The sequence below is a fragment of the Mycolicibacter kumamotonensis genome, from assembly GCF_002086285.1.
Lineage (GTDB): Bacteria > Actinomycetota > Actinomycetes > Mycobacteriales > Mycobacteriaceae > Mycobacterium > Mycobacterium kumamotonense.
In genome coordinates this window covers 112,144-130,178 of record NZ_MVHU01000005.1, presented here as the reverse complement: position 1 = coordinate 130,178, position 18,035 = coordinate 112,144, and the positions used below count along the sequence as shown (strand labels likewise).

Here is an 18,035-nt window from a genome sequence, read left to right as displayed (position 1 = left end):
GACGCCCGGCCACGGGTGAACCGAAGCCACACCCGCATCGTTAAACCAGACATCATCGTCGTGGGTTAGGCGGGCGGATGTCCAGGCAGTACCGGGTGGTCGATCACATCCTCGAATGTCTCGGGGATATCGGCGTCGGCCATATCTTCGGCGTCGACGGCGCGAACATCGAGGATCTCTACGATGCCGCGTACCGCCATCCCGGGATCACCGCGGTCGTGGCCAAACACGAATTCTCGGCGGCCACCATGGCCGACGGATACAGCCGCAGCGGAGCGGGGCTGGGTGTGGTCGCGGCAACATCGGGCGGGGGGCGCTGAACCTTGTTCCGGGGCTGGCGGAATCGTTGGCCAGCCGGGTGCCGGTGTTGGCATTGGTGGGCCAGCCCCCGGCGCCGATGGATGGCCGGGGCAGCTTTCAGGACATCAGCGGCCGCAACGGATCACTGGACGCCGAGACGCTGTTCTCCGCCGTGTCGGTGTTCTGCCGACGGATAGAGAAACCCGACGACATCGTCGGGTCGTTGCGCTGCGCGATCGCGGCGGCGCACACCGGCGGTCCGGCGGTGTTGTTGTTACCCAAGGACATCCAGCAGGCCCAGGTGGTCAACCAGAGGCCGGTGAACGGCCACGGTGGCAACGGTAGGGCGGCGCCCGGGCCCGGCGACCCGCACCCGATCCTGCGCGCCCTGCGCGGTGCCGATGGGCCGGTCACCATCATCGCCGGCGAGCAGGTCGCCCGCGACGACGCCCGCACCGAGCTATGGGCGCTGGCGGACCTGCTCGGAGCGCAGGTGGCATGCGTTCCCGACGCCAAGGACGTCGGCGGCCCAGACTCGTCGTCGGACTACGCGCTCACCGGGGTGGCCGGGCATCCCGGTGTGGCCGCCTTGGTGGCCACCAGCGCGGTCTGCCTGGTGGTGGGCACCCGGCTACCCGTCACCGCCCGCAGCGGGATCGACGCCGCGCTGGCAACCGTGCGGACGGTCTCGATCGGCTCCGCCCCGCCGTACCTGCCCTGCACGCACGTGCACTCGGACGACCTGCGCGCGTCGCTGACCGCGCTGGCGCACGGCCTTCGCGGGCGGGCGCCCGGCCCGCGGGCCCCCCATCGGTTGCGGCGGGAGGAACTCGAACCGCCGCGCCACCACGGCCCCGGCGTGCGCTACCGCGACGCGATGCGGGTGCTGGACACCGTGGTGCCGGCCGGCGCGGACATCGTCGTCGACGCCGGCAACACCGGCGCATCCGCGTTGCACTACCTGCCGGTGCGCCGCGACGGCAGGTTCATCGTCGCGCTCGGCATGGGCGGGATGGGGTACAGCTTCGGGGCCGGCATCGGGATGGCGTTCGGCCGGGCCCGGCGCACCGTGGTGATCGCCGGCGACGGCGCGTTCTTCATGCACGGCATGGAGATCCACACCGCGCTGCAGTATCGGCTGCCGGTCACCTTCGTGTTGTTCAACAACAACGCCCACGCGATGTGTGTGACCCGCGAGCAGCTGTTCTACGGAGACCTATACAGCTACAACCGATTCCGGCCCAGTGAGCTGGGGACGGGATTGGGCGCGATGTTTCCCGGTCTGCCGGCCGCCGAGGTCACCGAGACCGGTGAGCTGCCGGACGCATTGGCCTCCGCGCTGACCACCGATGGCCCGGCGGTGGTCAGCATCGAGTGCTCCGCCGACGAGATTCCGCCATTCGCACCGTTTTTGACCGCCGCAAAGGAGGATGGCTATGTCACTGCCCGCGCTTGACGACATCACCGAACCACTCGACGGCCTGATCCGCATCGAGACATCGCCGCGCGAACAGGCCACCCCGATCATCATGGAGATGATGCGGTCGGTCTACCCGCATGACGAGGTGTTCGGCGAGTTCTGCACGGTCAACAGCTATATCGACTGTCCGCCCGACGAATTGTTCGACTATCTGGCCGACACCCGCTGCCTGGAGGAGTGGACCTACAGCCTGCGCGGTTTCACCACCACCGACGAGCCGGGGCTGTGGCTGGCCCACGACCGGCTCGGTGCCGGGACGGGCACGGGGGCCGGCGAGGGGACCGAGATCTACACGCGCACAATCGCCGACGCCCGCGCCCGCACGGTCGACTACCACTGCGCGTGGGACCAGGGCAAGCACCTGTGGATGATCTACTTGATGCGGGTTCTCGACGCACAAGTGGTGTTCGACAGGCCCGGCTCGGTGGTGCTGTGGACCAATTGCCACCACCCGTTCTACGACGAGAACCCCTACCCGGAGACCGCCCCGCCGCAACGGCCGGTCTGGGTCGGCGATTTCTGGGACATGTTCGGCGCCGGCCACCTCCTGGAACTGAAGAACCTCAAGGCGATCGCCGAATACCGGCACCGTAACGGGCTGCCCGTGACACCGGTGTGGATGCAATGACACCGGTCAGCCTCACCGACGTCTCCAGCTACCTGCCCGGCGAGCCGATCGGCACCGATTACTACGCGGGGTTCGCCACCACCGATGAGCTGCGCGACAGTGTGATGTTCCGGGCGCCGCGGTGGCGTCATCACGTCGGTCCCGACGAGAGCGCGATCGACATGATCGAACGCGCCACCGCGGGCCTGATCGAACGACACGGCCGGGGCGCCATCACCGATGCCGACGTGCTGATCACCCATACCCAGATGCCGGATATGCCGTTCTACGGTGCGGGCGCGGGCGTGGCACACCGACTGGGCATGCGAGCCCGATGGGTGCTCGACCTGCACAACGGTGGCTGCGCGGTGTTCGTGCTGGCCCTGAAGTTGGCCCGTCAACTGCTGGTGTCGGGCGAAGGGCACACCGCGCTGATCGCCATCGCCCAGAACGCGGCGGGCCAGGTCTTCGACCAGCCGGGCGTGCGATGCCGGGCGCAGGCCGCGGTGCCCGGCGACGGTGCAGCGGTGGGCCTGGTCACGGTGTCCGACGAGTCGCCCATTCTCGATGTCGAGTGTCGCAGCTACGGTGAGTACGCCGGTGAGATGACGATCATCTCCGACCCGCCCCGCAAGTGGTGGCAGGCCGGGACGGGCGAGGCGTGCATCGCGTTCACCGAGGCCAAGATCACCAAGGTGCTGGCCCGGGGCAACCGTCTGGTGCCCGAGGTCGCGTTCGCGGTGTGCGACCGAATCGGGGTGAAACCCAACGACATCGACCTGCTGGTCACCAACCAGCCCAACCGGGTTTTCCTGCGCAACTGGCGCGAGGCGCTGGAGCTGCCACCGCAGCGACACCGCGACACCTTTGATGACTGCGGCAACCTCTTCGGCGCGGCGATCCCGATCAACTTGGAGCGCGCGATAGCCGACGGTCAGGCCGCGCCGGGCGACGTGGTGATGATGGCGGGCTTCGCGCACGCCGGTGACTTCGCCGGCGCGGCCGCGGTCCGCTGGGGCGGACGCCGATGATGTCGCCGACGGCGTTCGCGAGTCCGGTCAGCACCGACGTGCTCGACGCATTACCGGCAGCTGTGGATCCGCTTGCGTTGTCTCTCAACGAGAACCCGTTCTCGCCGTTGCCGGCTGTGCGCTCGGCACTGCATCACGCGATGGGTGCGGTGAATCGCTATCCGGAGTTCCTGCCCGACAAGCTGCGCACCCTGATCGCGGGTCACATCGGGATCGACGCCGGACAACTGGTGCTCGGGGCGGGAGCGACCGGGGTGGCGATGCAGGTGCTGCAGACCTGTACCCGGCCCGGGGACCGGATCGTGTTGAGCGACCCGACGTTCGACGGATACCCGATCATGGCCCGGATGGCGCGACTGGTATCGATCCCGATTCCGCTCGACCCGCACGGGCACCACGACCTTTCGGCGATGGCCGACGCCGCGGTGGGCGCCCGCGTCGTCGTGGTGTGCCGGCCCCATAACCCGACCGGTACGCTGGCGCCGATCGCCGACGTCGAGCGGTTCCTGCGCCGGGTGCCCGTCGACACCGTCATACTGCTCGACGAGGCCTATGTCGAGTTCGCCGCCCCCCAGTACCGCATGGGCGGGCCGGATCTGGTTCGGCGATTCCCCAATGTCATCGTGCTACGCACCTTCTCCAAGGCCTACGGACTGGCGGGTCTGCGGATCGGATACGGTTTCGGCGCACCGGAATTCGCCGCTCGGTTGTGGGCTTTGCAACTGCCGTTCGCCATGGGTATCTGTAGTGCGGTCGCGGTGGCGGCATCCTATGAAGCCGAAGACCAGTTGCGGCAACGGGTGTTACGCATCGCCGGCGAGCGGGCGTATTTGGGCCGGCGGCTGCGGGCGATGGGTGTCTACGCCACTGACGGGCATGCGAACTTCGTCTATCTGCCCGGCGCCGGACGGCCGTGGCAGCAGATATTGGACACGGCCGGCGTCAAGGCGCGTTATTTCCTCGACGGCGGGGCGCGGATCACTATCGGCAGCCGCGAGTCCAGCCGGGCGGTGCTGGCCGCGGTAGGGGCAGGCACATGACCGGCGAACACCCCGGCGCCCGCCGGCGGGCACTGACCGTCGAACTCCGCGATGTGGTGCGCGAGTACCGGGTCGGCGGTCACACGGTGCGTGCCCTCAACGGCATCAACCTGCGGTTGCGCGGCGGGCAGTTCGTCTCGGTCATCGGGCCCTCCGGCGCCGGCAAGAGCACCTTGCTGCATCTGCTCGGCGCGCTGGATGCCCCCGACACCGGATCGATCAGGTTCGGCGGCGAGGAGATCGGCGGGCTCGACGATGCTGCGCGCTCGGCTTTCCGCCATCACCGGGTGGGCTTCGTCTTCCAGTTCTTCAACCTGCTGCCGACCCTGTCGGCGTGGGAGAACGTCGCACTGCCCAAGCTTCTCGCCGACGTGCGGCTGAACAAGGCCAAACCGGAAGCCCTGCGCCTACTGGAACGGGTCGGGCTCGGTCACCGGACCGGGCACCGGCCGGCCGAGCTGTCCGGCGGCCAGATGCAGCGGGTCGCGGTGGCGCGGGCGCTGATGATGGATCCGGCGCTGATCCTGGCCGACGAGCCGACCGGCAACCTCGATTCGGCCACCGGAGCCGCGATCTTGGCGCTGCTCGCCGACATCGCGCACGAGCCCGGCCGCCGCCGGTTGGTGGTGATGGTGACCCACAATTCGGATGCGGCGGCCGCCACCGACCGGGTGGTCAGGATGCACGACGGCCGGATCCGTTACGACGGGCCGGTGATGCGGCCGCGGGCGGTGGTGCGGCGGTGATCACCGCCGCGGCAAGCCGGCTACGGGTGTTCAGCCTGCGTGAGCTGGTTGTGCACCGGCGGCGCACCGTCGCCACCGTCGGGGTCATGGCGGTCTCGGCACTATATCTGGTCGCGGTCTTCGGGATCTTCGGGTCGATCACCGGATCGGTCACCCGACTGACCGACGGAATCGCCGGTATCGCCGCCCTGGAGGTGTCGGCCGCCACCGACGCCGGGTTTCCCGACACCATCACCGCCGAGGTCGCCGCCGTGCCCGGGGTGACAGCCGCCGCGCCGATGATCCGGACCTCGGCGATGACGCCCTCCGGACGGGTCCTGCTGCTCGGCGCGGACACCAGCAGCGCGGCGTTGCAGGGCGCGCTGAAGGATGCCGTCGGCGGTGCACAGGTACCGGTGGCGCCCGGGGAGCCCAACACCGTCCGGGTCGGACCCGGCGTCGGCCACCGGGCCGGTGAGCGACTCCAGTTGGGCTCGGAGGAGGTCCGCGTCGCCTCGGTGCTCACCGGAAAATCGCTGGCGCAGCTCAACGGCGGGCAGTACGTCTTGGCCGCACTTCCACTGGCCCAGAACATCACCGGCCGCCCCGGCCGACTCGACTCGATCCTGCTCACCCTGAAACCCGGCGCGGACCCGGGCGCGGTCCGCGCGGCGGTCACCGCCGCCGTCGGCGGCCGGGCGATCGTCGCGGACCCCAGTCTGCGCGCCGCGCGGGCCGGTGACGGTGTGAAGCTGATGAACTACATGGCCCTGATGGGCGCCGCGGTCGCTTTGGTGGTCGGGGCGTTTCTGACCTACACCACGGTGAGCATGGCGATCACCGCGCGCCGGCCGGTCATCGCGACGCTGCGGGCGGTCGGGGGCCGGCGCAGCGTGATCGTCGGCGACATGCTGGTGGAGGCGGCGATTCTCGGACTGGTCGGCGGCGCGATCGGAGCGGGCATCGGAATTGCCGTGGGCCACAGCGCAATCGGCCGGCTTCCGCCGGCCGTCACCCAGGGGTTGGAAGCGCGGGTGGAGTATTGGTTGCCCGGGTACGCCGTTCCGGTCGCGCTCATCGCGACGGTGGTGGCCGGTGTCGGTGCCTCGGCGATGGCGGCGCGGCAGGTGTACAAGGTTTCCCCGATCGAGGCGTTGGCACCGGTCGGCGTCTCCGAGGCCGACCGGGTGCCGCGATGGCTGCGGATCGCCAGCGGGGTCGCTGCCGCCGCCGGGTTCGCGGCGGCGATCCTGATCGTGCAACGACACGGCAGCTTTGCGTTTGCGGCGGTGGTCGTTTTGCTCGGCGCGGAGATCGCGACGGGCTTCGCGCTGCGGGGGCCCATCGTCGCCGCCACCGCCGCGACGGCGCGAGTATTCGGATCGGTGGTGGCCGCCGCGACCATCACCCGCGCGCCGCGACGGGTATGGGCCACGGTGATGACGGTGCTCATCGCGGTCGTCACCACCGTCGTGATCATGGGCACCAGCGCCGACATGATCTCGTCGGCGCGGGCCCTGTTCGTCTCGGTCACCGGCGCCGACGTGTGGGTCAGCGCCGATGCCCCCGACACCTACCCCACCGATCGGCTTCCGGGCGAGCTGGTCGACACGGTCGCCGCGGTGCCCGGTGTCGCACGGGTCGTCCAGGGCGCCTTCGGGTTCGCGGTGGTCGGCGGGACCCGCGTCATGCTGGACGGATTCTCCGGGGGAAGCGCCGATCCGCTGTATCGCGCGCTCGATCCGCCGCAGCGCGCCGCGGTGCTCGACGGACGTGGCGTGGTGCTGACGCAGAATCTCGGCGCCGCGTTGGGCGTTCGGGCCGGCGACCGACTACAGCTGCAAACGCCGAACGGACCGCGCGAGGTGGCGGTGCTGACCCTGGTCCCGTACTTCTCGACGGTCATCGGCACCATCGGCATCGGCCTGAAGCAGCTGCGCGCCTGGTTCGACGAGTCGGCCCTGACCGTCCTGCAGATCACCGCCGCGCCCGGCACGGATCGGCATCGGCTGCTCGAGGCTGTCCGGCAGGCGGTGCCCGCGCACCACTACGTCTACGACGGTGCCGCGGCGCTGGCTGGGCTCCAGGCGCCGCTGCACCAGAGCATGTTCATCGCCAACGCGGTCTGGGGCATCGCGGCGCTGGTCGCCGCCGTCGCGTTGTTCAACACGCTGACGCTGTCGGTACTGGAGCGGCGCCGCGAAATCGGCGTGCTGCGCGCGATGGGGGCGGGCCGCTGGTTCACAGTTCGGATGGTGCTGGCCGAGGCGGCCGGAATCGGAGTCGTCGGCGGTGTCTGCGGCCTGGTGTTCGGGCTGGTCGATCAGTGGCTTTACAGCGTGGCCAGTGCGGACATCATGAACTTCGACGTCACCTTCCGGCCCGGCCCGATGCCGGCCGTCTGCGCCGCAGGCGCGGTGCTGGTCTGCCTGCTCGGCGCCCTGCTACCGGCGCGCCGCGCGGTGCGCCTGAACATCATCGAGGCCATCGGCGTCGAATAGCCCGAGCGGTCGCCAAGCGGCGTCAGAACCCCAGCTGGACAAGCAAAGTGAACAGGTCGGCCAGCGGGTCGGTGAAGGGAAGGACGATCGTACCGTCCAGGAACGGGAACACCGAGCTTTCGAAGGTGTTGACCGTGGCCCCGACCATCCCGAAACTCGCGTCGCCCAGCCCCAGGTCTCCCTCGGGGTCGGCCCCGGACGTCAAAATATCTGTGAACAGCGGAGTTTGGATGGCAAACGCAATGAAATCATCATCCGGGTCGGCGGCCGTCGTGATGGTGAACAGGCCCAGATCGTGAATGTTGCTGATGAAGTCGGGATCGGGCTCGCTGCCCATAAGATCCGACGCGAGCAACGCGAAGTCCGGCGTCGGTGAGCCTGTCGACTGCGGGTTGGCGGGGTCGGTGAGTCCTGCGAGCAGATCGAGATTGTCGGTCTGGCTCGTCAGGGCCGTGTCCACCACTACCGAACCGCCGTCCGCGCCGGTAAGGGCGACCGATGCGATGTCCGGTGGGTTGATGCACGCGGTGAGCAGAAGGCCCGCGGCGGTGCCGACGGACGAGATGCGCCAACCATTCATCGGGAACTCCTATCGTCGAACCGTGTGACCACGGTGCGTTGCTGATATTGGTGACACGATCGGCAGGCTGGATAAAGCTGAAATCGGGATAAATCTTTGATGAGTAACTGTGGTTATCGTCGGTCCGGATGGCCGTCGGCGCCGGGTGCGATGGTGGCGACGCCCTGCAGATGGGGACTGCACGGCGGGGGCACCGGAGTCCGCCGGATGCGGCGCAGTCCGCTGGTGTCGAAACCGGCCGCGGCGATCGCCTCGACGGTCCGGCGGTTGGGCCGACAACCCGAGGCCAGCCACGACCACGGACCGGCGATCAGATCCTGGAACCGGCCCATCGCCCCGTCGCCGCGGACATGTTCGAGCACGACCAATCGGCCGGCGGGGCGCAATACCCGGCGGATCTCGTGCAGGGTAGCGGCCACGTCGTCGACCGAGCACAACACCAGACCGGCATGTACCGAGTCGAAACTGTTGTCCGGGAACGGGATCGATTCGCCAGTGCCGTCGACGATCTCGACGTCGATGCCGTTGCGCCGCGCCAGCGCGGAGGCCATCCGCCGCATCGCCGGCACGGGTTCCACCGCGGCGACCGATGTCACCGCCGGCGGCAGGAACATCAGATCGGTGCCCGGCCCGACACCGATGAGCAGCACCCTCCCGACCGCGTTGCTCATCGCCTCGCGGCGATAGCGCCGATAGAACAACCGGTCGAAGATCGGCATGCCGAGGCGATACACATACGGGAATAACGGATTACGGTGTTTCATGGCCCTGGTCCAGTCGGAACGGCGGATACTCCGCACGCATCAAGGAGACATACGCCGCCACCCGGTAGCGCCATCGCACGATGCCCAGCAGCAGATCGCGCATACCGGGCGGGATCGACCCGGTGGCCGCCAGCGTCACGGCGGCGATGACGCAGAGCAGTTGCAGCAGCGGCTCCATCGCCCAGCACAGCAGGATCTGCGGGAGCCCCCGCAACCACCAGTTCAGCAGAACCCCGCTGCGGGCCAGCCGATCCGGATAGTCGATCTCCAGGTCGGCGGGGTAGTCGGACCGAGATGCCAGCGTGAACGGGGGGTATCTGTCGGTGCTGTTCATCGGAAACCGGTAATTCATCACCCGCCACGACCACCGCAGCACACCGACATTGAAGTCGAAGATGCGGCGTGGATACCGGCCGGTGAACACGATGGCGACACCGGCAGCGATGGTCGCCGGCGGATACAGCAGGTACAGCCCGATCAGGATCGGGTAGTGCGGCACGGCCAGTAGGCACCACTTGACCATCCAGAGCCAGCGCGAGGGAGCGTCGAAATCGCTTCGCACACGGACAGGCTCGGTCATGGTCGCCGCACCGACGGCTGGGGCATCCTCGCCGCGTCGTCCCGGCTGATCGCCGCGGACATCCGGCGGTGACTCGTGGAGCGCAGGAACGCCGACAGTGCCCAGGTGTGCAGCCGGTCGGAGATCAGCGCCGCCGGCTCCAGCAGCGACCGGCGGTGCGCCACCGGCACGGACGCCACCCGCGATACCGCATTGACGCTGCGCCGCCTGGTCTTCTCATACCAGCGCAGCGCGCTGATCGGATCAGCGCGGCTCGCCAGCGCCTTGCGCAGCACCATCGCGTCGAGCAGCGCCTGATTGGTCCCCTGCGCCAGGGTGGGGGGCATGGTGTGGGCGGCATCGCCGAGCAGCGTCACCGCGCCGCGGCCCGGTCGCGGAATCGGATGACGGAAATGCGGGTAGGGCGAATCGTCCAGATCGGCATCGGTCAACGTGTCCAGCACCCGGTCGATCGAGTCGGACCAACCGCTGAAATTTGCTCGCAGCACCTCAAGGGGCCGGGGCGGCCTGACGAAATCGTGCGACCAGGGCAGGTCGAACCACCACTGCAGCGCCGATTCGCCGGCCGGCCACAGTCCCACGTTGCCGCCCTCGCCGATCGCGACCATCGCGACGTGTTGGTCCTCGATGAGATTCGGTGCGCTCGCCAGTCCCTGCCAACTGCACCAGCCGGTCGGTTCCGCCGGCTTCGCGCCGACGGCGTCGCGGACCACGGAGTGCAGGCCGTCGGCGCCGATCAGCAGATCGCCGTCGGCGCTGGTTCCGTCGTCGAACGCGACCCGCACCCCGTCGCGGGTCCGCAGGATCTGCACGGCACGGGAACTGCACCGGATGCGTTCGGCCGGAACGGTATCCAGCAACCTGTCAAGCAACACGCCACGGGGAACCATCCGAACGGGTGCGCCGAGTCGGTCCGCCATCGCGGCGACGTCGAGCGTCGCCAGCCGGCCACCCGTCGACATCACCACCCGTACCGTGGACAGGCGCTGTCCGGCGCCATCCATCGCGACGCCCAACTGCCGCAACACCGTCGCGCCGTTGGGCCAGATGGTCACCGCGCCACCGCCGGCCCGAAGCTGCGGCCGCTGCTCGAACATGGTGACGTCATGCCCGTCGCGCAGCAGCCCCCGGGCCGCGGCAATACCACTCACACCGGCACCGGCCACCAGAATCCGCAGGGACCGACGGGCCGCCGTGTTCGACACCACACCTGGATTCACGACGTAAAACGGGGTGGAGTTCACTTCCCACGCGGAGGGGCCGAAAAGTGATAAGAACGGGCGTGGACTCGCACCCCTCCGACGATCGCGACCCGATCGCACTGGCGCGGGCGAACTGGGAACGGGCCGGCTGGGGCGAGGTCGCCGACGGGATGGTCGCGGTGACGTCGGTGATGCGCGCCCACCAGATCCTGCTGGCCCGCGTGGAGGCCACTCTGCGGCCCTACGACCTGAGTTTCTCCCGGTTCGAGCTGCTGCGGCTGCTGGCGTTCAGCCGTTCGGGCGCCCTGCCGATCACCAAGGCCTCCGACCGGCTGCAGGTGCACGTCACCAGCGTCACGCACGCCATCCGGCGACTGGAGGCCGCCGGCCTGGTGGAACGGGTGCCGCATCCCACCGACGGCCGCACCACCCTGGTGTCGATCACCGACCTGGGCCGCTCGACGGTCGCGGCCGCCACCGACAGCCTCAACCGCGAGGTGTTCGCCGACATCGGGATGTCCCCGCAGGAGTCCCGCACCCTGTCATCGGCCATCGAGACCCTCCGCCGTAATGCCGGGGACTTCTAGCCGCTCGGTTTCCACCGCTTCTACCGCGAGCAGACGCAGAATCGCCTAAATTCCGCCGGGATCGGGCGATTCTGTGTCTGCTCGCTGGGGATGGGGCACCGGGATCGTGGCGGTGACAGCGGTGCCCGCACCCGGGCGCGACCGGATGTTGAGCCGGCCGCCGACCAGCTCGGCGCGTTCGGCCATCGACAGCACCCCGTAGCCGCCCATCTCGTCGCCGCCCACCGGGTGCTCGAAGGTGTCGAAACCCACCCCGTCGTCGATGATCTCCAACCGGGCCATGCCCGGATCGGTGGTGACCGCGAACCCCAGTCGCACCGTCGTCGCAGCGGCGTGCTTGACGACGTTCTGCAGGCCCTCCTGCGCGATCCGGTACAGCGCCAGCTCGATGTGCTCGGGCAGCCGGGTCTCAGCCAGATCCAGCTCGATCTTGAGCTGCGGGATGGACCGGGCCAAGCTGGCCAGCCCGCCGGCCAGGCCCAGGTCGTCGAGCACCGGCGGCCGCAGCCCGCTGATCGCGATCCGGGTCTCCTGCAGGGTCAGCCCGGCCAGCTCACGAGCGGCATCGAGCTGCGCCGACGCTTCGTCGGGATCGTGACCGACCGCCCGGGCGGCCGCATCCAGCCGGTAGGACAGCGTCACCAGCCGCTGGGAGATGCCGTCGTGGATGTCGCCGGCCAGCCGGCGCCGCTCGATCTCCTGGGCTTCGATCACCTGCTCGACGAACAGCTCGTGGGCGCGTTCGCGGGCCACCAGCTGGCGGTGCAGCCGGGCCTGGTGCATCGCGCCGGCGATGAGCTGCCCGATCACCCGCAGCAGCTCGATATCGCCGTGGGTGAACTCGCGGCGGGCCACGGTGTGCACGTTGAGCACACCGACCAGCCCGCCCGGATCGGTCTCCATCGGTACCGACACCATCGAGGTGAAGTCACGGCCGCGCAGCGACTCGATCGGCAGGTAGCGCGGGTCGGCCTCCTTGTTGTCGCTGATCACCACGGGCTCGCGATGGCTGGCCACCCAGCCCGACACCCCCGAGCCCAGCGGCAGCCGGATCTTGCCCACCTCGGTGTCGAACGGCGGGGTCGCGCCGGTCAGGGTCAGGGAACGGTCGGTGTCGTCGAGGACGTGCACGAAGCAGACGTCGGTGCCGGTGGCCGCGGTGATCATCCGGGCGGCCGCGGCGGCCAGCGGTTCCACGCCGGGCCCGCTCGAGGCGGCCTGGATGAGTTCGCGCAGCAGCGCCAGCTCGTGGTTGGCGTCGACGAAATCCCGCACCGTGGTGGCTTTGCGGGCGCGGGACCGGTTCTGGCCCGAGGAGCTCACCGGTAGATGCCTTCCCGCAGCGCGGTGGCCACCGCGCCGGTGCGATCGGAGACCCCGAGCTTGCGGTAGATCGAGCGCAGGTGCGATTTGACGGTCTCGTCGCCGATTACCAGCTTGGTGGCGATCCCGCGGTTGGACAGCCCGCTGACCATGTAGCCCAGGATCTCGCTCTCGCGCTGGGTGAGGCCTTGGCGCGCCCCCGGCCAGAACTCGTCGCGCTGCAGCCGGGCGGCGGTGCCGGCCGCCCGGGCGGCCAGGCCCGGGTCGATCACCGTCTCGCCGCGGTGGGCCAACTCGATCTGGTGCACCAGGTCGTCACTGCTGATGCTTTTGAGCAGGTAGCCACTCGCGCCGACCCGCAGCGCCTCGAACAGGTACTGCTCGTCGTCGTAGACCGAGAGCATCACCACCCGGCGGTCCGGGTCGCGTTCCCGCAGCGCCAGGCACAGGTCCAGCCCGCTCTCACCGCGCATTCGCACGTCACACAGCACGATGTCGGGGTCGGTGTCGGCGACCACGGCCAGCGCCTGTTCGGCGTTGATCGCCTGCCCGACCACCTCGATGCGGTCGGCGAACGCGGTGAGCATGGCCCGTAGGCCTTCGATCACCATCTCGTGATCGTCGACGAGGACCAGTCGCACGGGCATGAGATGACAATAAGGCCCCGGATGCGCGCCGCGGTTTCCCCGCGCGGTTCCCCCGAATGGGGGAGGACGGCCGGGCCAGTTTTCGGGCACCCTCACTGTTATGCCGATCACAACTGAGCTCGCGACATGGACCAGTCCTGGCCGCCCGTTCTGGTGGGACCAGGTGCACACCGACGCCGAGGTGTACCCGCTGCAAGCGGTGATCTTCGATATCGATGCCCTTGCCGACCCCGACGGCGAGCCGCGCTCTGGTCTGGTGGACCTGGTGTTGAGCCTGTTCGCCAACGGTCTCTGGGTCGCCGTGGTGGGCGCCGGGCCGCGCGACTGGGTGCAGGCCCGGGTGCGCGAGTTGATCGGCGACGGCATGACCGAGACCATCGTCTCCGCCGAGGACCTCACCGGTCCCGCGGGTGACGCCGAGCTCTACCGGCTGGCGCTGTGGGAGTTGGGCATCGTCGCCGGCGAGTCGCTGGTGATCGCCGGATCCGAGGCCGGCGCCCGGACCGCCGCGGCGATCGGCCTGCCGGCGATCTTCGCCGACACCGACGGCTACGACGGGCTGTCGGCCAAGGGCTGCCGGGAGCTGCAGGCGCAGCGGGTGGTGGCCCGGTTCAGCTGCCGCGAAGCAGGCTGACCGGTCAGCTGCCGGGCGCCGGCTCGTCCGGCGGTTTGCTGTGCACGACCGGTAGCAGGAACCGGCGCGCCCACTCTTCCGGGCCGCCGGGCCGCGCGGTGAACGACGGCGGGGGAGACAACACCAGGGTTTCCATCAGCCGCACCGCGTAGTCGCCCAGCAGCTCGGCGTCGAGGTGCGGCGGCAGATCGCCCGGGCGGACCAGTGTGGTGGCGAATTGCCGGCCGCGCTGCAATGTCGTGGTCCGGCCCATGAGGTGCGGGAGGAGAAGCTGCGGATTGACCTGCAGCACAGCCTGTAGGACCGCGTTCGAGGCGATCTCTCGATAGGTGTGGGCGAACCCGTGCACTACCCGGTCATCGAGGCTGTCGTAGATCTCGACGACGTTGCGCACCGACTCCATCAAGGCGGTGATCTCGTAGTCGATCGCGGCGTCGATCAACGCCTGCTTGCCGGGAAAATGCAGGTACAAAGTGGTCCGGGCGATGCGTGCGCGTTTGGCCACACCGTTCATCGAGAACTGCAACAATCCCGTTTCCGAGGCCCAGTCCAGGGCGGCCCGCAGGATCTTCTGTCGGGTCCGCGCGTCGTGCGCCTGGTGATCGATCACGGCCGGCCGGCCTGAACGCCCAACACCTGCTGCCGCGGCAGCGGCCACCAGAACCACATCCCGAACCGGGAGGCGATGGCCGGCACGATCACAGCACGCACAAGGAATGTGTCTACCAGTAGGCCGATTCCGACCGTCGAGCCGAGCTGCATCACGTTGGTCAGGCTGCTGCCGAGCATGGCGAACATGGTGGCGGCGAACACCACGCCGGCGACGGTGACTACGCTTCCCGTCCCGGCGAACGCACGAATGATCCCGGTGCGCAGCCCGCCCGGCGCTTCCTCGCGGAACCGTGCGGTGAATAGCAGGTTGTAGTCCGATCCGACCGCGACCAGCGCGATGAATGCCAAGGGCGGCACCACCCAGTGCAGCGGTAACCCCAGCAGGTGCTGCCAGATCAATGTCGAGGCGCCCAGTGCCGCGCCGAACGACACCGCGACCGTCGTAACCACGACAAGTGCGGCCACCAGCGACCGCAACAGCGTGAGCACGACCGAGAACACCAGCAGCATGGTCACGATGACCAACAGTTTGAAGTCACGAGTAATGATCTGGTCGATGTCGGAGAACGTCGCGCCGATTCCCCCGACCTGAATGACGGCGCCGGCGAGCCGGCCGCCGCGCAACGTGTGCTCGGCGACGCGCTGGATCTCGCGTGCCCGTTCGATTCCCGAACGCCCGAACGCCGAGGTGTCGCCGAAAACCAGCAACCGGGTGGTCTTGCCGTCCGGCGCATACAACGCGTTCACCGCCGTCGCGAAGCGCGGATCGTCGAAGACCCGCTGCGGCAGATAGAACGCCCCGGATTCGCTGGCTCCGTAGTTGTCGCCGATTTCGCGCAGGTAGCCGTTGGCGGTGTCCAATTGGGGCAGCAGCGCGTCGAAGGTACCGACGGCCCGGCCGATGATGCCGCGTAACTCGACTAGCTCCTGCTTCACGCCGGTGAGGTTGCGCACCGCTGCGCGGATCGACTCGGTTGCCCGGCCGGTGTCGTCGGCCACGGCGCCGGTTGCGCCGGCTGCCGTGCGCAGGCCGTCGAAGGCGACGGGCAGCGGTGAGCGGTCGTAGTCCTGCAGCGCACGCTGGACAGCGCCGCACAGCGCATCGGTCGCGCAGTGCGGGTTTGTCGAGACCATGCTGCGCAGCGGCTCCAGGGCAGCGGTGAGCTGCTCGGCGCTGCGCCACATCGACTGCACGCCCTCGCCGGCGCGGCGGATACCGCTGTCCGTGGCGGTGAGGGCCGAGTCGGCGTCGCCGAACCGGCCTTGCAGGTTCTCGACTGTCCGCAGTATCGAGCCCAGTCCGTCATCGGCTCGGCGCAGGTCGGTCAACCGCTGCTCGGCCAATTGGCTGTCTTGCTCCAGCTGGCCGCCGAGCGCGCTGGCCTGGTTCACCAGCATCGACTCGGCGAGCAGGTGCCCGGTAGGACGGGTGATCGACTGCACCCCTTGAACATCTGGCAGCTGGGTCAGCGCGCGGCTGACCTCTTCGATGGCCATCGCATCCGACGAGTTGCGCATGTCGTGGTCGGCCGTGATCGTGACGAAGTCCGGGGTCGCCTGATTGTGGGGGAAGTGCCGGTCGAGTTCGGCGAGGCCGCGGACGCTCGGGGTGTCGTCGGGCTGCACACCGATCTCGTCGAAGGAGATCCGCATCGTCGGCAGGGCCAGGGTCAGCACCGTCAAGGCAGCGGCGGCAGCGATGAAGGTCGGCTGTGGCCATCGCACGATGCCGGTGCCGATGCGCCGCCACCGGCGATGGCGTTCAGTCCCGGCCACCGGGTCCAGCCGGCCGTTGCGGCCGATGATTGCGACCAGCGCCGGGGTCAGGGTAAGTCCACTGGCCAGCCCGATGAGAATCCCGACCGCGCAAGGGATTCCGGCGGTCTGCAGCACTGAGATCTGCGCGAACGTCAGGCAGGAACATGCCCCGGCGATCGTCAGCGCCGACGCGACGACGATGTGGTTGACCCCCAGGTACGCCTCCGCGTACGCCTCGGCGCGGCTTCGGCCGGCCCGCAACGCCTCGTGGTAGCGGCCGATGAAGAAGATCGCGTAGTCGGCGCCGGCCCCCAGGATCAGTGCGGCTGACATGGCGGCAGCGAACATCGATGCTGCGACCACGCCGTGCATGCCGAGCAGGCTGATGACCGGGCGGGCGACCAGGAGCGCCAGTCCGACCGAGATCAGTGGCACCAGCGCGGTCGCCAGGGACCGGTAGACCAGCAGCAGCATCGCGAGGATCACTACGCAGGCGATTCCTGAGAGGATCAGGGCATCGCGATCTGCGGTGCGGAATTCGTCGATGATCACCGCGGGAGGTCCGGTGACATAGACCTGCAGTCCTTGCGGCGGCTTGGTCTGCGCGGCGAGCTGGTTGACGCGGTCGAGCGCCTCGAACGAGCGTGCTTCCCCCATGTTGCCCTGCAGCCACAGCTGCAGATAGGCCATGCGGTGATCGGCGCTTTCGGCTGCGGCGCCGGCGATCGGATCCGACCACAGGTCGCGCACCGACTGCACGAGCGGTTCCTCGTGCAGGGTGCCCACCAGCCGCGTGTAGTAGGAGCGAGCCGCGGAGTCGAGCGGTTGCTCGGCGACGAGGGCGACGTAGACGGTGTTGTTGGTGTCGCCTTCGCCGAAGGCACGCGCCATGTTCACCAGCGCCGTCGCCGATCGGGTGTCGGCCTGCAGGAACGGCGGGGAGTGCTCGGCGACCACCCGTTCCAGCTGCGGCACCAACGCGTTGAGCACGCCGGCGAGTAGGGCCCAGCCGATGATGATCGGGACCGCCAGCCGGCGAATCGACTCGGGGGCACGCCTGCGGATGCGCCGGACAGGCGACGTCATGCCGACACCACGCTGCACAGCACTACGCCGGCGCCCGGCTCGGACTCGCGGGCGTCCTGCTCAGCGCCGTCGACCTCCAGCCGGCACGTCAGCGCGCCGCCGCCGAGTGTCGTGGCGGTGACACTGGCGGGTCGCATCGGACTGGACATCTCGATATCAAGTGACCAGGGCAGCGTCACCGTGGCGACAGCCAGCTCGCCGCTGCCGGTGATATAGCTGACGCGGGCATCACCGTGGCCGCCAACCTGGTACGCGATGTGCGGGCGGGCCAGGGCAAGCGGCGGGCTGGGCTGACGGACGACCAGGTCATCAGGATTGCTGAGGGCCACCGAGGGTGTTTTCGTTGCGATGGCCGCAGCGGCGGCCAAGGTGATCGCCACCGTGATCGGGACCCATCGATCGCTGCGTTGCCGCCGGCGCTTCGAGGTTGTGACGCCCGTCATCTGTCAGCCTCCTCTGGACACTTTCGAAAAAATGTACATGGCGGGGTCGTGGTTGTATACGCCCGGCGTTATCGCGTCGCATGAGCCGCCGGGCCCGGCTGTTTCGTCTGTGTTTGACGTTGCCGGCGCCGGTCG

Annotated in this window: 16 protein-coding genes and 1 pseudogene; 8 read left to right on the top strand and 9 right to left on the bottom strand. The window is 69.0% G+C overall.

Annotation, left to right across the window (positions count from 1 at the left end):
• Positions 1 to 77: 77 nt before the first annotated feature.
• The 6 genes and pseudogenes from BST28_RS05485 to BST28_RS05460 all read left to right on the top strand — a co-directional run bounded on the left by BST28_RS05485 (position 78) and on the right by BST28_RS05460 (position 7,684).
• Positions 78 to 1,756: pseudogene (locus BST28_RS05485) on the top strand (thiamine pyrophosphate-binding protein).
• Entirely contained in the window at positions 1,737 to 2,408 is a 672-nt protein-coding gene (locus BST28_RS05480) for a hypothetical protein (RefSeq protein WP_019736906.1), read from the top strand. The pseudogene BST28_RS05485 and the gene BST28_RS05480 overlap by 20 nt, the downstream one beginning before the upstream one ends.
• Positions 2,405 to 3,418: a 3-oxoacyl-ACP synthase III family protein gene (locus BST28_RS05475; protein ID WP_043336443.1), complete on the top strand. Its 1,014-nt coding sequence runs from the start codon at positions 2,405 to 2,407 to the stop codon at positions 3,416 to 3,418. The genes BST28_RS05480 and BST28_RS05475 overlap by 4 nt, the downstream gene beginning before the upstream one ends.
• Entirely contained in the window at positions 3,418 to 4,458 is a 1,041-nt protein-coding gene (locus BST28_RS05470) for a pyridoxal phosphate-dependent aminotransferase (protein ID WP_019736908.1), read from the top strand. The genes BST28_RS05475 and BST28_RS05470 overlap by 1 nt, the downstream gene beginning before the upstream one ends.
• A complete protein-coding gene (locus BST28_RS05465; protein WP_420093426.1) occupies positions 4,455 to 5,204 on the top strand; it encodes an ABC transporter ATP-binding protein in 750 nt (249 codons plus the stop codon). Before BST28_RS05470 ends, BST28_RS05465 begins: the two co-directional genes overlap by 4 nt.
• An 86-nt stretch (positions 5,205 to 5,290) precedes the next feature.
• Positions 5,291 to 7,684: an ABC transporter permease gene (locus tag BST28_RS05460; protein ID WP_083080295.1), complete on the top strand. Its 2,394-nt coding sequence runs from the start codon at positions 5,291 to 5,293 to the stop codon at positions 7,682 to 7,684.
• 22 nt (positions 7,685 to 7,706) lie between these two features.
• Here BST28_RS05460 and BST28_RS05455 read toward each other — a convergent pair whose 3' ends face one another.
• The 4 genes from BST28_RS05455 to BST28_RS05440 all read right to left on the bottom strand — a co-directional run bounded on the left by BST28_RS05455 (position 7,707) and on the right by BST28_RS05440 (position 10,813).
• On the bottom strand, positions 7,707 to 8,264 hold the full coding sequence (locus BST28_RS05455) for a hypothetical protein (RefSeq protein WP_019736541.1): 558 nt from the start codon (positions 8,262 to 8,264) through the stop codon (positions 7,707 to 7,709).
• Between the two features lie 113 nt (positions 8,265 to 8,377).
• On the bottom strand, positions 8,378 to 9,028 hold the full coding sequence (locus BST28_RS05450; RefSeq protein ID WP_019736542.1) for a class I SAM-dependent methyltransferase: 651 nt from the start codon (positions 9,026 to 9,028) through the stop codon (positions 8,378 to 8,380).
• Entirely contained in the window at positions 9,015 to 9,590 is a 576-nt protein-coding gene (locus BST28_RS05445) for a DUF4389 domain-containing protein (RefSeq protein ID WP_029249102.1), read from the bottom strand. Before BST28_RS05445 ends, BST28_RS05450 begins: the two co-directional genes overlap by 14 nt.
• A 14-nt stretch (positions 9,591 to 9,604) precedes the next feature.
• Complete coding sequence (locus BST28_RS05440) at positions 9,605 to 10,813, bottom strand: FAD-dependent oxidoreductase (RefSeq protein ID WP_234808201.1); 1,209 nt, start codon at positions 10,811 to 10,813, stop codon at positions 9,605 to 9,607.
• A 77-nt stretch (positions 10,814 to 10,890) separates the two neighbouring features.
• Between BST28_RS05440 and BST28_RS05435 the strand changes: the two genes are divergently transcribed.
• Entirely contained in the window at positions 10,891 to 11,397 is a 507-nt protein-coding gene (locus BST28_RS05435) for a MarR family winged helix-turn-helix transcriptional regulator (protein ID WP_019736545.1), read from the top strand.
• Between the two features lie 45 nt (positions 11,398 to 11,442).
• On the opposite strand, the gene BST28_RS05430 is transcribed toward BST28_RS05435, so the two are convergent.
• The gene (locus BST28_RS05430; RefSeq protein WP_083080258.1) at positions 11,443 to 12,720 is read right to left on the bottom strand and encodes a GAF domain-containing sensor histidine kinase; all 1,278 of its coding nucleotides are present in this window, start codon (positions 12,718 to 12,720) and stop codon (positions 11,443 to 11,445) included.
• Positions 12,717 to 13,367, bottom strand: coding sequence for a response regulator (locus tag BST28_RS05425; RefSeq protein WP_019736547.1), 651 nt, complete (start codon positions 13,365 to 13,367; stop codon positions 12,717 to 12,719). The genes BST28_RS05430 and BST28_RS05425 overlap by 4 nt, the downstream gene beginning before the upstream one ends.
• 100 nt (positions 13,368 to 13,467) lie before the next feature.
• Here BST28_RS05425 and BST28_RS05420 point away from each other — a divergent pair, with 100 nt between their 5' ends.
• Positions 13,468 to 14,001 (top strand): HAD family hydrolase, encoded by a 534-nt coding sequence (locus BST28_RS05420; protein ID WP_019736548.1) that lies wholly within the window; start codon positions 13,468 to 13,470, stop codon positions 13,999 to 14,001.
• A 4-nt stretch (positions 14,002 to 14,005) separates the two neighbouring features.
• Here BST28_RS05420 and BST28_RS05415 read toward each other — a convergent pair whose 3' ends face one another.
• Genes BST28_RS05415 through BST28_RS05405 form a run of 3 tightly spaced genes read right to left on the bottom strand, consistent with a single transcriptional unit; the run spans position 14,006 to position 17,900 of the window.
• Positions 14,006 to 14,611, bottom strand: a complete 606-nt coding sequence (locus BST28_RS05415; RefSeq protein WP_019736549.1) for a TetR/AcrR family transcriptional regulator — start codon at positions 14,609 to 14,611, stop codon at positions 14,006 to 14,008.
• The gene (locus BST28_RS05410) at positions 14,608 to 17,457 is read right to left on the bottom strand and encodes an MMPL/RND family transporter (protein WP_019736550.1); all 2,850 of its coding nucleotides are present in this window, start codon (positions 17,455 to 17,457) and stop codon (positions 14,608 to 14,610) included. Before BST28_RS05410 ends, BST28_RS05415 begins: the two co-directional genes overlap by 4 nt.
• Entirely contained in the window at positions 17,454 to 17,900 is a 447-nt protein-coding gene (locus BST28_RS05405; protein ID WP_019736551.1) for an MmpS family transport accessory protein, read from the bottom strand. Before BST28_RS05405 ends, BST28_RS05410 begins: the two co-directional genes overlap by 4 nt.
• Positions 17,901 to 18,035 lie beyond the last annotated feature (135 nt).